The sequence below is a fragment of the Ructibacterium gallinarum genome, assembly GCF_014982785.1.
Lineage (GTDB): Bacteria > Bacillota > Clostridia > Monoglobales > Monoglobaceae > Ructibacterium > Ructibacterium gallinarum.
The window spans coordinates 1-15582 of record NZ_JADCKB010000023.1; the positions used below are offsets into that span (position 1 = coordinate 1).

Here is a 15582-nt window from a genome sequence, read left to right on the forward strand (position 1 = left end):
ATTGGAGTAGTTGAAATTTTAAACTTCTCGGAAGCTTGTCGATAGGAATGTCCGGATAAAACATATTGTACTGCTTCTAGTTTTATTTCTTTACAATATAATTCTTTGCCCATAATATACACCTCCAAAATCTCAACTATGTATGTCCAACTTTTGGGGTGCATATCACTATCAGCCCTTGATATCCCCGCTTCGCCACCTCTGCATATTCGGCCTCAAGATAGCCAAGTCTTACCGCCTTATGTATCGCATATGTAAACAAGGCACTGCACGAAGCCTCTGTCCAATTGCCCAACGTCCCCGGGCGGTCAACGACCTGATACCAAAGACCGCTGTTCTTATCCTGATAATTGCAGATTGCTTTCAGCAAAGACGCAAGGTTATCGACAAAATCCTGCCGTTTCGGATATTGTGCCGGGATATCGTCAAGCATATCGACAATTTCCAAAGCCACCCATCCCATTGCTCTGCCCCAAAATATAGAAGATCGTCCAGTTGTAGGATCTGACCAGTCCATATTCTTTGAAAAATCACAGGCATGATATAACAGCCCGGTCTTTTCATCTCTGAGGTATTGAAACATAATTGTCATTTGCCTGTGCATCAGATCAAACAAATCCTCCCGGCCAAAGGCTGCGGCATACGGGACCAGAACGCTGCCCGCCATGTATAAACCATCCAGCCACATCTGATGTGGCTTGTCATACATATGCCAGAAACCGCCCTGCTCTGTAACCGGCCAGTTTGTTATGTATTGAACCGCCCTGTCCAAAACCATCTTATACTGTTTTTTTCCTGTTGTTTTATACAGATTGAACAGCAATCTTGAGGCTTGCCAGTCGTCCAATTCGGTACGGTTCTGAAATTTTACCTCACCATCTGGCAAAATACAAAAATCCGCCCACTCTTTAATATAGTTATAATACTTTTCTTCACCTGTTGCAAGATAAATTTTCTCCATTCCCGACAAAAATACACCCTGATGATAGTGAAATCTGCGTAAAGGACGCAAATTGGCCGGTTTAAAATCGGCCATTATGGTGTCACATGCCAGTTTTCCATAGTCAATTGCATTCATTGACAGTTAATCTCCTTTTTATAATATTTGCAGATGTATACATGGCAGACCGCCATGTATACATCTGTATCATCCTGAAATTATTATGACTATACGCTTCCGTTCGCCTCATATACTGCGCTAAGTGGTTTCATGCCGGGAATTGAATCCCAAACCATTACCTGAACACTGGTATTTTCTGAATCATTGACAGTTACCGAATAAGAATCGGCATCCAAGCTGCCAAGTTCAATTGTTTCAATACTCTCAAGGCTCCGACTGCCCGACATCGAAGTATCATACACAGCAATAATCATAACGCCCTCGCTTGTATAGGGTGTCACCGTGATCTCTCCCGAGGTATACGTGCCGCCGTTTTCAATGATACTGCCATCTTGTGTCAGGATAAACGCCTCAGACGGCACAACCGTGTAGTACTTATATGTTTGATATTTCTTTCCATCCAACGTATTCTCTGCTGTAAACATAAGGACATCTCCGTATTCCACAGCGCTGTCATTTGTCTTGGCCAAGGTAAAGGTATGGTCAGAATACACACCAAAATTTCCACCGTAGTTAAGCTGTGTCAGCAAATCACTGATTTTGTATGGATCTGTGACAAACCAGTATGGAACCTTAATTGTATTGCTGACGACCTCCAATTCCGCACCGGAAGCAGCCGAAACACTCTGCGGATATGCCTCTTCTATGCTATACCCCGTATAAACGAAAATATCGTCAATATATACTGGATTTTTCTGATACGTCGTTTCAAAGCGAAGCACTGCCAACCTCTGGGCAACATTGACATCTATCCCCTCTTCTGCTGCAATCTGTGTACCATTGATACGAATATCCATCTTGTTCTCTCCCGGATAGAAGGTATAGGAAACTCTGTTCCATTCACCTGGAATGTAGTCACAGTATTCCTCTCCAATCCCGCCACTGCTTTTTACATCTTTATAGACCTTTCCGTTTGCAAATCCGAACTTACTCTGCAACGACTCTGCGGACTCTTCAGCTGAGCCCTGCCATGCTGATATACGAAAATATTTATTTTCTTCTATCTCTGGCATATAAACATTGGCAGAAACCGTGACAGGCTTGTAGGAATGAATATTTTTCAGGCTGCCGGCGGATCTGTTTTGCAGTGGATAATCAATATACCCCTCACCGGTGTTTCCTTCCGCTTCTACATTCAACAGAGAAAGCGAAATGTCATCCTGGGGCTTGCCTCCCTTTTGGCTTGCTGTTTTGTTTTCAGCATCCAACCTGTTCCAACTCGTCCAGTTGCCGGCATCGTTGCAAATGTCACTGAGTTCCACGTTATTCTGTGCGTCAAGGCAAATGTATCCTATAACCGCACCTTCTCTCCTCAGTTCGCCATATGCCTTTCCGTCAACTATAGCGCTTTCGTCCAAAAGATCGCCGTTCGCATTACGATAGGTCGCTGTGACATTCTCAAGCAGTATCGGCTTGACGGTTTCCAGCGTGCTGCCGTGCTTTACATAATACGTATTGCCCGCAATCCACTTATCCATCATCCAGTCACCGCTCTCTAATGTATATATAGCCGAATCCATGACCGGCTTATGTCCAAAATATGTCGTCAGTTTTACATCGTCAAAGTATATCCCACCGGGTGCATCACGATATATCTGGCCATTGACGTCCGTCTGCGCTGAACTGTTCCAGGAATAGTTCAGCCAAAATGATGAAAATCCTCTGAATCTACTCATGCTTGTATAGGTAGCCGGATTGTTAGAAAGTCTTATAAATGTATCATTGGCGAATATCTTTTCCGAACAGATTTCCTTACCATTGAGATATGCACTGTAGGTGGCGGCCGCACCACTTTCTGCGTTTGTATTTATCACCAGCGTAATGTTGTGCCATAACTCCGGCATCAAAGCAGTATCCATAGGATAGTTCTCCCCGAACAGACGCACATTTGTGGGTGTGATTTCAACAACATTAAGTCCATTAAAGGTCAACTTAGCCTTTTTGATTGTGCCATCATCCGCCAGATAATGCGCGTATCCGTTTAGCTTTACTGTACGCATGGTGGAATCAAATGCAAAATTCACACTCAGGGACTGGCTGTCACCGGCATCATGGAAACGTGCATTGGTGTTTGTCTCAAAATTGATATAGGAATCCTCTCCGGCCTCAGCCACGGTATTATTGATATAGACCGCCTTGTTATCCTGGTCCTTACCGAATTTGCCGGCCACTTCTGTCAACCGAGAAGCATCTGAATTCATATTTGCAGGAGAAACCTTCGTCTTTGTCGGGTCCGAGAGCAAATTGTTGAATTCATAGTCGATCGCCGTCGTCTCGGCCATACTCCAGACGTCCACAACGCCGGAATATACCCTGATATCATCCAATCGGATGGAGAACCCACCCTGTGTATCTACCGATGTACATAATCCGATGGGTGTTGTGTCACCGTTTCTCGGAAACACAGGCTTTTCCGCCGCATTCATGCCGTCAATGTATATTGTACTTGAATTAGGAGCAGATGCATCATATACCCAGACAACGTCATGCCAGACACTGTGCGCAAAGTCTCCAACTTTTACTGCCTTATTGGAGGTGCTGGCTTCGCTTTGCAGACTCCACGCTCCATCACCTGTGCTGGTTTTCGAATTATAAAAACTGGTGAAATAGCCTCGAGCCGCATCATCACCCAAGGCAACTCGAAACGAGCTTCCCGTCCCTATGGAATTGTCGTGGTCAAAGCTTATACGATACATGAGGGTAAAACTCTGCCCCGAAGCAATCGGCCGACCATCGCCAACAAATTTGTATTTTAATAAAGCATTGCCCGCATCAGGCAGAGAGGCGATTTTGATATAGTGATTCTCATCTTCTGTTTCAATAGAAGCGGTGCCTCCGGAAGTCTCCCAGTTTGTATCCTTCAGTAGATTTTCAATTGTTTCCACCGACTCAAAGTCTATGATGCTTTTCAGCTGTACTTCTGCAGCCGGGGGCGTATTACCGTCCGTCCCATCTGCAAAAACACATAGACAGGTAAATGACATCAGAAATAATGCAAGCATCATTGAAATCAGTCTTTTTAATGTTTTCTTTTTCATTGCAGACTCTCCTTTATTACATTTTGGCATATTTTTATTACATACTTTTGCATTACTTGACATACTGCCGCGTTTCTAAGATTGCTCCATCCGCAAAGTCCTTCCAGATATTAACTTCCAGACTTTGTGAGGACAACAGCTGCTCCACCTCAAAGATATCGTCCGTCTGCGCATTTTCTTCAATGCTCAACTTTTTAAAAACCGTCTTTATCAGCCGATTATCTTCCCATATTGTTGCGACCAGCATAACCGAATCGGGCAAATCCGTTCCATTTTCAATAGAGGTGTGGATCTGTACCCCCTGCCCCGCATTGACAAAATCCATTGCCACGACCCGGATATCCCCGACGCCGCTTGTCGTAAAGCTTCCGTATATTGGACTGCCAAGCGGCTGCCCGACTAGCATTTGCAGGCTTTCATCCAGTCGGACGGTATATGCTGCGCCGCTGGCAAATGGCGTGGCGGGATAGATCCACACCGTATTATCCGAACTATCAAATCCTGCTTTTTCCAATGCGACCTCATTGCCGGACATATAAAGTTGAACCTTATCCGCAGAAAAATCATAAAGCGTACTACTTAAATGCAATTTTACAAACGTTGCATCTGCAGGAATTGATTCAGAGAGTACACCGCTGTCCTCTGCACTGAAACCAAGCACACTAGGCGATTCTGCAACTTTTCGAATAATAAGATTATCAAGCAGCATATAATACTTTACTTCGTCAATACCCGGACCATATATCCTTACCGTATTAGCAAGATTAAATCTATCGTTCAACGTTCCACTTGCAGAGGATGCGGCGCCGCTGGCATCCGTAATTGTAATTGTATAAGTTTTGCCTTGGATATCAATATCCGCATTCAGGTTATACCACTGACCTGCCTCATACTCTATTGCCTGTCCGCCAACCGTAATTTCACTGCCCCACTGCGCCAGATATGTACCAAGAGAGGAGGCGCCGCCGGAGGCATTTTGGAATATTTCCAGTTTTGTTTTTGATTGCGTGGTATCAGACGGCTTTTCACTGAAATAAAAATCGAAGTTTACATTAAACATTGCATCACAGGAGGACGGAGCAGTAAAATATGGATATTCACTGATACCGTAAGCCTCATTCGGCGTATCTATCCCAATCCGCATTGAGGAACCGTGCACTTCGTCCCATGTATAACTGTCAATATATCCCCTTCTAGGATAGGCAGTGATGCCGGAACTAAACTGCAAATTGGTGCCTGAAATCGAATAGGTAAACTCCGAATCTGTCAAAACGGTGTTATATGCCTGCACATATATATTTACCGTAAACGTTTTTTCGCTTTGTTTTCCATAGATGTCATATGCCCTTACCGTAACCTCTATCGTCCCAAGGCCCAGATTGCTTAAGTCTGCGGTTCCAGCCGCCGAGGGTATTACGTCAAAGATTTCGCCGCCGCTGAGCAGTTCTATCCTGTCTATACCGTCACTGTCCACAGCTGAAACCAGTACACTTTTTGCCTCTTCGGTTGTTATTTTCAGACTGTCGGCAACTTCTATCACCGGTGCGTCGTTGGCAGCGGCCTCAACACGCAACATATCAGATTTTGCCGAAGCCATAAGGGTATCATAGACAACCGCATAAATTTCATATATTCCCTGCTCCTTTTCAAATTCAAACAGAGCCTGCGGTCCGTATGCAGTATAAGCTTCGATGTTATTTACATAAAACACTGTCTTTTTAAAGAGATCAGTTGTGGCGGATGCAGTGAGAATAAGCTTCTGTCCCTCTTTGATCACTGCCGTTCCATTGGGAGAGAGCACAATTTGAGGTTCTGTATAATTTTCAGGATATACACTGAATCGATACTCACTTTTGGCGGTATTTCCCAAAACATCCCGCACATTGCTGACCATTAAGGTATAGGTACCGATCGTCAAGCCATCTACCGGTTCGATTGTGACATTTCCGCCATCTATGTAAATCAAACATTCGATCTCCGCATTATCACGATATAGTACAAAGCTGTCTTCTTGCAGTGCCCCGTCCAGTTCGCCAGTGTACGAGAGTTCAATTGTCTCGATACCTCCGACAGGAAGCTGAGCATTATCCTCAAAATTGCTTTCACATTGAAGCGGAATACCCGTTGTCATCGAAACACGGTCAATCCGCCACTCGCCTGTTGTATTTTGTGCTGCGCTGATCATGGAATTTCTGATTTTCAGGGAGAGTGCCGAATTGTTAAGTCCCCATGCGCCAAGATCTGCTGAATAAATGTTACTGTTGTCAAGATAGGCCGCCGCCTTTACGGTATCGCCGTGAAGATCAATATAAAATGTCCAGTCCCTTATAACATTTTCTTGTATCGTAAGTTCTGCGTTCACAGCCGTGCCGAAAATATATACGGTATCATTTTCCATCGACAGGATATCCAAATTGCCCAGTTCAGAATCAGAAAGCGCAAGCGTTCTTTTGGCGTTATTCAAAGGACTTTCAAAACTTTCCTGCATCGAAATTTTTATCATTTCGTCCTCAAAACTCATATACGGCGAGGCGATTTCCGCCCGTCCCACTCTCTGCGTATTTTCTGTGTCATAGGAAAGTATCAGATTTCCGTCCTCTACCAACACTTCCCCTTTAGCAACGCTTTGTGACCAATCAACGGGCAGAATGTCAAATGTTTCTTCAAAGCCAAAAGAATTTTTTGCCAGTGCGGGGATAGATGGAATCCCCGCACCCATGGCAAAAAGTAACACGATCGCAAGAGCTCTTATTATTTTCCTCACTTCTTCCCCTCCTAATCTTTGAATTTCAGCAGCAACAATTCGGTAAGATTGCTGAACTCATTATTTGGCGAAATTTCTGCTGTATTGCCCTTGTTGACAAATTTGATATAGCGCGCATTGTAAGCTTTGTCCAATCGATAAATTTCATAGTTATCTGATGTGCCGCTGCTGACAAATGTACCCGTATCAATCGGGGTATAGGAAACACCATCTTCAGAGGTATAGAGTTCAAAAGTATACTCTCTTTCATTTCCCTTCCAAAAGCCTGCCGCAAATGCGTCAAAGGTTACCACATTCCCAAAGTCCAGGATGCCTTCTGCATTCGGCTCTTTTGCACACCAACGCGAAATAATATCTCCGTCTATCGCATTTACGCCAGGGTTTTCCGCCTCCGGTTCATCCGTCACCGTTATGGACTTGGCCGCAAACTGTTCATAATAATCAAGCAAAGCATCGGACGTCGCACTGTACAAAATCCTACTGGGCATTATTTTACTTCTGTCAGCATTATAAACAACAACTTCTACTTTTTCCCCGACCGTCTTGGGGTCATGTATGACCTCAACGATCTTGGTCGGATCATTGGGTATAATCTCCCATGAGGGAATTGCATTTTCGTCCAGAACGGCTATGACAGAGGCATTACTCATCTCTCTGCCGTCTACCATCAGCTTATAGCTGAAATCCTCTTTATCCTGCAAAGCGCCTTGCGGCACCGTCCATTCAGCAATCGGCGTCACATGCAGCGACTCTACCATATACGGAGACATCCGTACGGTCAGGTTGATTTTTCCGTTACCGTTCAGTCTGATCGCAACCTTGCTGTAACCGACGTTGGGGTTTTGGTTTCCGCCCTGCGGCGACGAAGGCAGCGGCTCTGCCGCCATCTGACTGAGTTCAAACTCCGCCGCATCAGTCTCCATCTGCAGCATAATGCTCTTGCCGTTTTGTGACAACAATGCTGTGGTCTCATCAATGATATCTATATCTGCTTTGGTATGCATGAACCAGTATACTTCACTGTCTGCTTTAAGATCTATTTCATCTTGTACGGTCACAGCAGTAAAGCTATCATCAATATAAAATCCGCGGATTACACTATTGGCCTGCGATGCATAATAGCTCGTCATATCCATAACTGCATATCCGCCAACCTCGGATGATTCTGCTTTAATAAGCGGCGCAAACGCATTTACATCCTGTCCGTATGCTTCACCGTTGTTAATCGTAAGAGTATTATGCCCTTCGGTACGCTTACGATAAATCGCACTGTTGGTAAGTCCCACATTATAATTCTCTTTACCGAGATCGGTTGCCCAGCGTTCGCCGAGCATATCAAATCCAAAAGCACCGCCATCGTTGTGTGAGTGGTAATAATACGACAGTCCTGCATATGCGGTAAAGAACAGCGCATCTGGATCGCTGTAATCCTCATGAAAAGAAACAGATTCCAATCCGTTGAAATAGGACATTATCGGGAAAAGCTCTGTATCAGAGGTCTGAATATCCGGATCATAATATAGCAGGTCAAACAAACCAATGGCTGCACCTGATATCTTTTTAAATGCACCGAGTATGTGCAACTTCCGCAGTGCGCCGATATCCTTTTGACCGTATCTTTTTGCAAAATACGCATATACAGTATTCGTGATATTGCTGGAATCTCCAGTTTCATCATTATATGCTATCAGTCCGTTTGGTGACGCCATACTTGCATAAAAATAGCAGGTATCTTCAAAGCCCTGATATTCGCCAAACCCAAAATCTCTGCCATAAATACTTTCCAGTGAAGCAATAATTTTTGTCATTGCGGTAACCGTCACGGTCCAGTATGAATTACTTTCCGCCCATGTGCCTGACGGGAGAAAGCCGTACATGGTATATTCAACACTTCTCATCGCCCTGTTTAATGTACCAAAGCAGAGTGTAGGATCCACTTCGGCAAAGGCCAGAGCAGCATTTATGATCCCGACATTAACATGCGTATTATAATTACTCGTCCACTCCGTAAAATAATTGGTGACCTGCGTGGAGGTCTGCGCAGTAGATGCCGAGGCCGAGGACGGAAGTCCCCTGTAAAACGCTCTGTCCAAAACCTTCAGTCCTTTTTCCATGACAGCATCTTCAATACAGCTTCGCTGTTCTTCAGATAACGCATCATAGCACCAATCATATCCAAAGGCAAGACCTCCGACATAAAGTGCTGCATCTATTACATGGCATTCGTTAAAATCCGGAAAACTGCATATGGACTGCATTTCCTCCCATGCTCTGTCAGAATATTTTTTATTTCCTGTCAGCAAATACGCAAGTCCCAATATCTGCATACGGCCGTTGAACCCGTTTGCCGTATTATATGTCCTATAATTATCATCAAATTTGTACGTATATAAATCCCGTGTGAGGTGATTGTCGGCAGACGAAATGATCATATCAACCATCTGCTGCATATAAGTATCATTTTTCGCGATTTCAATAATATTATCAAAATCTGCTCTTGTGCCAAACAGTCTGGGATGCGCCTGTTCTCTTTCTGCCATCACCGCTTCGAATTCCTGCTTCAGTTCTTCCGGCTCCGGCCTTTCAAATATCAGAAAGGCATTGATCTCCTGCAGTGGTGTCAGTGTTGTTATATCACCGTCATTCCACGGTTGTTGATAGATTGGCACTTCATCCTCCGGCTTCCAGTACATTTTTTCATTGGAAACAATCACCATACCGTAATTGTCATCGGTAACAAACCTGCCCAGCTTTTCAACCAATTCTTTCATCGGCACATATGTGATATTGTTTCTTTGCCGCACCGAGGACGTTAATGCGACATCCTCGTCACCGCTACGAATTGTATTGCCGTCAGCCGAATACGCTGTACCGAAAATATGATTAAACTCCTCCAAAGATATATAAAATTCTCCATCTTCGTAAATGGACCCATCTGCAAGCGCTGTGCGCTGCCCCTCCTTGTAATAGATGCCCCCATAATGATGAAAAGCGACTTTTCCGCTTAAATACCGCTCGATCTCTCTATCATCGGAAAACACATAGGTATGCTCGATATCAAGGTTCTCAGGTTCTTTCATCAAACCGGTGACTTCTACATTTCTGACCTTTACCGTTCCATAAGCAGAATTTCTCTCAATGGTAAAACGCACCGCATTAAGCTGCTTCAGATTTTCATTTAGCTTGACATTTTCTGCCTTCAACTCATCATTAATATATATTTTGGCAGTATGTGTGTTAAGGTTGACCAGCGCCTTGTAATTTACCCAGGTTTTGGGCATCACTACATTTTTGATTATCTGTCCATCACACAGTACAATATCCGAGCCGTTGTATGTTCCCAAAACCGAATCAGCATTTGATGTGCCGCTTTTGTTGTCGCGCAGAAGGAACATCTGTCCTATCATATTACTGTTCTCACACCATAGATCTGTTTCAAGATAGAAATACGGATAAGTAATTCCATCATTATAAATTTTAATTTTATTTATATAGGTCTCAAAATAAGAATCATCACCCGATTGCTTTGTAATAATAATGCAATCGCCTTTATCCGGGTTTTTATAATCTGCCATTTCTCTTACGATAGTGCCGGTTTTGGCATTTTCATTATAATTAAAGTATCCCTGCGTGCCAGCCCCTCCCGTCGTGATCGAATCAGAACGGAAATATGTATAATCTCCCAAGTTTTCATTTAAATAGAGATCTTCCTCTATTTCACTATTGTAATTTTCTTCCGGTTTACAGAGCTCTCCCAGTCCGTTTTGCAGAACAATATTGTCAATATGGCACTCTCCGGCAGTAGCTTTTTTTATAAAGAAACCATCGGGACTTGACGGCCATGTGGTCAGCTTCCAATCGCAGACATAAGCCTTACCGTTTATCACCACATCCACTCTCTTCGCTTTTGCTCTGAATTTCAAAACAATCTCATTATAACGGCCAGGCATAAGCCCACTAATTTTTTTGTTATCAGGCAGCGTGATCCCGCTATTTTGTATTGTAATCAACCGATATGCGGTAGATCCGGATTTGATACCGGCCTCCATGTTAAAGCCCTGATTATTAACTAAGTCCAGTTCAAACGCCAGCATAAAGTTATTTTCCGGCTTCTCAGAAACGGTTTTGTCAAGACTGACCGCTGTACCCTCAGGCAAAAGCAGTGCTTTGTCCTGAGCCAAACGCTGCGTCACTTTTACTTCATTTCCGCTGATATCCAGACTACTTACTTCATGGCTGTTTGTAATATATTCGCCAAAGCCTTCGCCAAATATCAAGGCATTCTCTGCCGCAAAACTATACATTCCCTGAGAGGATATCAACAATATGAGAAGAAACGCTATAATTTGATACTTTATTTTCATAATTCCCCTCCTTGCTCATATACAAAAACGGAATTTCCTTTAAACCGATTTTGTCTCAGCACAACAAAATGATTATCTTCTCCATAATTGACGTAACTTCGTATTTCCTCTGCTGCAATTGGATGCAGTGTCTTAGTAACCAGATCAAACTTAATAAGGTTTGTTCCCGTGTTGCAGTTATACAAATGACTAAAGCTGTAATCATATTCGCCGAATATATCCTGGGTAGCAGAAATATAGGCGTAGCTGTCACCCCAGAAATATACTTTTCCAAGATAATAAGTTGCCGCAACGTTTTGACCGTAAAAGTTCCCCTGTGACAGCCCATTGGCTATTGGCGTACCGAGGGAAGCATCCACATCTACAGATATTGCAATAATCTCATTTCTATTATTGATAACCGCTCGGAAAATATCTCCGGGAACGAGCCCGCTTCCGGACTCCTTGGCGATAGCAATCGTCTCCGGCAGATAAAAACTATAATACAATCCATCAGCCCAGCACTCTACACTTGCCATCTGCACACCGTCCTGGTTGATGGTTTGCACGATTTCTTCCACAATATAGCTTTTGTCTGCGGAGCCGTATTCCTGCACCACCGGATCGTACCGAACAATCATAATACCCGCTCCACCCGTCTGATCCAGATCATAGATCTGTAAATCCGCGGCAGAATATCGCTTGTCATTGACACATAAGGAATAGTTTCCCACAATATAGTCTTCTTCAGATGTTATATCGTTTGGTATCTTCATCACAATAGCGTCCGAAATATGGAAATACGGCACAAAAGATTTTGCCTCTGACCGGTAAAGCAGTGTTTCAGCAGCAAATTCATATTGGGTCAGGCTATTATCCGGATCCTTTTCTTCCTCAAAAACATTTTCTGTATTCCTATCTGCAAAATCAATCCCGCTGATGAGGTTTTCGCTCGTAACCCTATATTTTATAAGCTGAGGATTGTCCTTGAGTATATCATAAACAGAAAGTGGATCTCCTCCCGCCTCCCCATCAATATTAACCTTGTCACTGAGCGACATAACCTCTATGTTACCAGAGAGCGTATACAGCTTCAGCTGTACCATATCATCGAAGCCGCCACTTTTGGCAGCATCTATGGCATAGGCATATACATAACGATCTGCGGAGCCCATCAGTGTTACAATTTTTCCATCCGGGCCAATTGTAAAATAGCCGCTTGTACCGGGAACCAGTTTGGTCATATCATGCTCTACACAATAGTCCGACAATTCATATTCCATTCCGTTTATCCTTACAGTTTTATCCTGAGCGTTTACCACCTCAAGCGTTCCCGAAACGCCATTTTCCTCACATACGATCAGTTTAATCAACGTTTTATCCAGGGATTCATATACCGCCAGCAAATCACCGGCGGATAGATCGTAAAAATCAAGCTCCGTTCCATCGGCATCTTGCAGTATCACCGTACAGTCATCATCGCCTTCTGTCAAGATCAGGCTGTCCTCCATTTGGTTGCTGTCGCCAATACTCTTGTCGACGGGATTAACGTTATCTGCAATCATATAGCGAAAGCTCTCAATGATCGCAAGATCATACACGCTTGTGCTGTCATAAGAGACTGCCAGAAGTCTTCCGCAGTCAAAAAGGTGTGCAACGGCTTCTATATTTGCCACACTCTTTCCATTAAAAATTACATTCTTGAACGAAGCGCTTCTTTTTTGCGTATCCACATAATACGTAATGGTATTCCCATCAACTTCAATAATGTCGTCAAGCTCAATCATCCGTTCTACCGGACGTTCAGGCACAACCAGAACAGCCTCTGTAACTCCTGAAGTCTCGGTGTAAAATATTGCTGCCTTTTGGCCTATCAAGTTCTCACTGTCGCCTTCATATAAATACGTGATGCCATCAACCTCTATATGATTTTCGTCCACACTCTCCACATTGGGATAAATAGAGGTAAATTCTGTGGCCGTAATCATTCCCTCTGTTTCCCGCAAGTTGTGTAGAGTATATAAATTGGTCTGAGAAGTCAACATATAGGTCACTTCATCATTCGACACATAACTGACAACTTCATCAAGACACATCAGCCGGTATAGCATCAAAGCCGTTTCTGCCTCAGTAAGCGTATTTCCAGTATCTTTTTGCATAAACTGAGTAATTCCCAATCTCTGCGCCGTTTCTATATATCCATACGGAAACCCGCCCCGGTCGGCTGCTTCAAATTCGTAATTTGCCGCACAAACTAAAATTTTTATTGCTTCATCAAATCGTATGGGATTGTCTGGATAAAATTTTTCGTTTGCCGTAATCCATCCCTGTTGCAGTGCGTGATATATCTCATTAAATGCCGCATCATCTTCACTGACATCGGTATATACACCTGTTTCCTGCGTATCAAAATCCAGCTTATACAAATCGGCTACATATTTTACAAAGTCTTCCCGGGTAACAACGGTATCATAGCCATCCTCTGCCGTTGGAAACCCTGGCACAAGATGCTGCATAAGTGCTATGGCTTTTTCTGCTTCGAAATTATAACTTACTGTCTCTGATTCTGTCGTATATACTGTCATAGATGCTAGAATAACAAGTAGTGTCAAAGTCAAAAAAATAAAATATCTTGTAAGCGTCTTCAAGCAAATTCCACCTTTCTACTTAACCTGTTCCAAAACTCTGAGGCAAATAACTGCCGCTTCAGCCCTTGTGATCGAATTTTTGGGAAAGAACCTTCCGTCGCTGCCCAGTAGAATGCCGGCTTTAGAGAGAACCAATACCGCATCCTGCGCATATGCACTCACCTCATCAAAATCTGCAAAATCACTTTCACTACCGCTCTCTCCGACAAACGCATACTCTGCGCACATCATGCGATAGATAACGGTAACCGCATCCTCACGGCTAATCTGATTTTCCGGCATGAACAGGCTATCTGAAACCCCGGTTATCCACTTCTTTTCCAGTGCGCCGCCGATATAATCCGCGTACCAGGCAGAGGAGGCAACATCAGTAAAATAGCCTGTATATGTTGCTTTCTCCCCGAACATTTCTACGATGATTTTTACAAATTCAGCTCTGCTTACACTATTATCTGGTTGAAAACTTCCATCACTGTATCCGTTTAAATATCCTGCAGCAGTCATTTCTTCAATTTCCTCTTCGGCCCAGTGTCCGCCAATATCGCTAAAAATACTTTCTGCTGTCTCTTGCATGGATGTACTAGGCGTCTGGCCGATTACTGCCACATTTCCACCGCCCACGCTGCCGCTAAAACCGCCGCCAAAACTGCCGCCTGAACCACCGTCTGAAACCGAGGGGGTTCCACTGGGCAACCGACTGCTCAAATTTTCTGCCGCTGTCTTCAATGCCTGCTGTATGTTTTCTGCCGTCAAAAAGTTGCCCTTTAAACTAAAAATATTATAAAAGGCTTGTGCCTTTTGATAGTCGCTTTCTAAGGCATTATACTGCGGTATCACTATGTCGTTTTTAGTAAAATAATCTAAGGTCAGTTCCATCAGTTGTGTACTGTTTGTAGCATGGATACACTGCGCCACATAAAGTGCCTCTTCATATAATTTATCAAAAGCCTCCGCTTTCAGATCATATGTTGAAAGCACGCTTTCCACCGACTTTTTAACCGCAGTGCTTTGCATATTATATGCTGTTTCGAAAGGGATATCTGTATATCCGCTGTATTCGGAAAGAAAATCAGCAAACGAAATATCGCTGCTGCGCCACTTAAAAATCCCTTCATACAAAATATAATTGGTCATAAATTTCTCTGCCGTATATCCGCCCGCTGGCATGCGAGAATATAACACCTCTGCAAACGCATCACCGTAAGTGGATATCGCTGTATTATCCATTGGCATATTTGCTTTCATATAGTCCGCCCATTCATCTTGCGGCTGAATATTCAAAGCCGATATAAACACATCCATCTTAGCTTTTTCAGCAGGAAACACAATACATTTTTTCTCCGTCTCACCGCTTACGGCAAATATATAATATCTTGCCATGGGCAGCCTATCTGAAAATTGTATACTGTGTTCAAATGTGCCGTCGCTTCCTGCTTCCTGTGAAAAAATATAGATATTTTCCTCAGCTTCTGTGAGCTGAGACGGGTTCATTCCGTCTGGAAGGATAAACATTTTGATTCTTTCGCCGACATCAAACTTACCCTCATACGTTATCCCTTCTGTTTCTATATCATACCTTGCCGAAAAATCAGCCGCACAAACAGCATGACTACAAAATAATATCCCCGTAAACAGAAGAAAAAGCAATACTTTTTTCATAATCAAATCT

At 43.5% G+C, this 15582-nt stretch carries 6 protein-coding genes; all 6 read right to left on the reverse strand.

Going from position 1 to position 15582, the window contains the following annotated elements; all coding sequences use genetic code 11:
* Positions 1-136 precede the first annotated feature (136 nt).
* Positions 137-1078: a glycoside hydrolase family 88/105 protein gene (locus tag INF28_RS10125; protein WP_226393354.1), complete on the reverse strand. Its 942-nt coding sequence runs from the start codon at positions 1076-1078 to the stop codon at positions 137-139.
* A gap of 89 nt (positions 1079-1167) precedes the next feature.
* Entirely contained in the window at positions 1168-4158 is a 2991-nt protein-coding gene (locus tag INF28_RS10130) for a LamG-like jellyroll fold domain-containing protein (RefSeq protein WP_226393355.1), read from the reverse strand.
* A 52-nt stretch (positions 4159-4210) separates the two neighbouring features.
* Positions 4211-6922, reverse strand: coding sequence for an Ig-like domain-containing protein (locus INF28_RS10135; RefSeq protein WP_226393356.1), 2712 nt, complete (start codon positions 6920-6922; stop codon positions 4211-4213).
* An 11-nt stretch (positions 6923-6933) separates the two neighbouring features.
* On the reverse strand, positions 6934-11286 hold the full coding sequence (locus INF28_RS10140; protein WP_226393357.1) for a heparinase II/III domain-containing protein: 4353 nt from the start codon (positions 11284-11286) through the stop codon (positions 6934-6936).
* Positions 11283-13913 carry a hypothetical protein gene (locus tag INF28_RS10145; protein ID WP_226393358.1) on the reverse strand — a complete coding sequence of 877 codons (2631 nt, stop codon included), beginning with the start codon at positions 13911-13913 and terminating at the stop codon, positions 11283-11285. Before INF28_RS10145 ends, INF28_RS10140 begins: the two co-directional genes overlap by 4 nt.
* A 15-nt stretch (positions 13914-13928) precedes the next feature.
* A complete protein-coding gene (locus INF28_RS10150) occupies positions 13929-15572 on the reverse strand; it encodes an S-layer homology domain-containing protein (protein ID WP_226393359.1) in 1644 nt (547 codons plus the stop codon).
* Between the last annotated feature and the right edge of the window lie 10 nt (positions 15573-15582).

Bases quoted from the DNA above. Each gene is read 5' to 3' on its own strand.
- INF28_RS10125 (WP_226393354.1), bottom strand. From the start codon at position 1,078: ATGAATGCAATTGACTATGGAAAACTGGCATGTGACACCATAATGGCC.
- INF28_RS10130 (WP_226393355.1), bottom strand. From the start codon at position 4,158: ATGAAAAAGAAAACATTAAAAAGACTGATTTCAATGATGCTTGCATTA.
- INF28_RS10140 (WP_226393357.1), bottom strand. From the start codon at position 11,286: ATGAAAATAAAGTATCAAATTATAGCGTTTCTTCTCATATTGTTGATA.
- INF28_RS10150 (WP_226393359.1), bottom strand. From the start codon at position 15,572: ATGAAAAAAGTATTGCTTTTTCTTCTGTTTACGGGGATATTATTTTGT.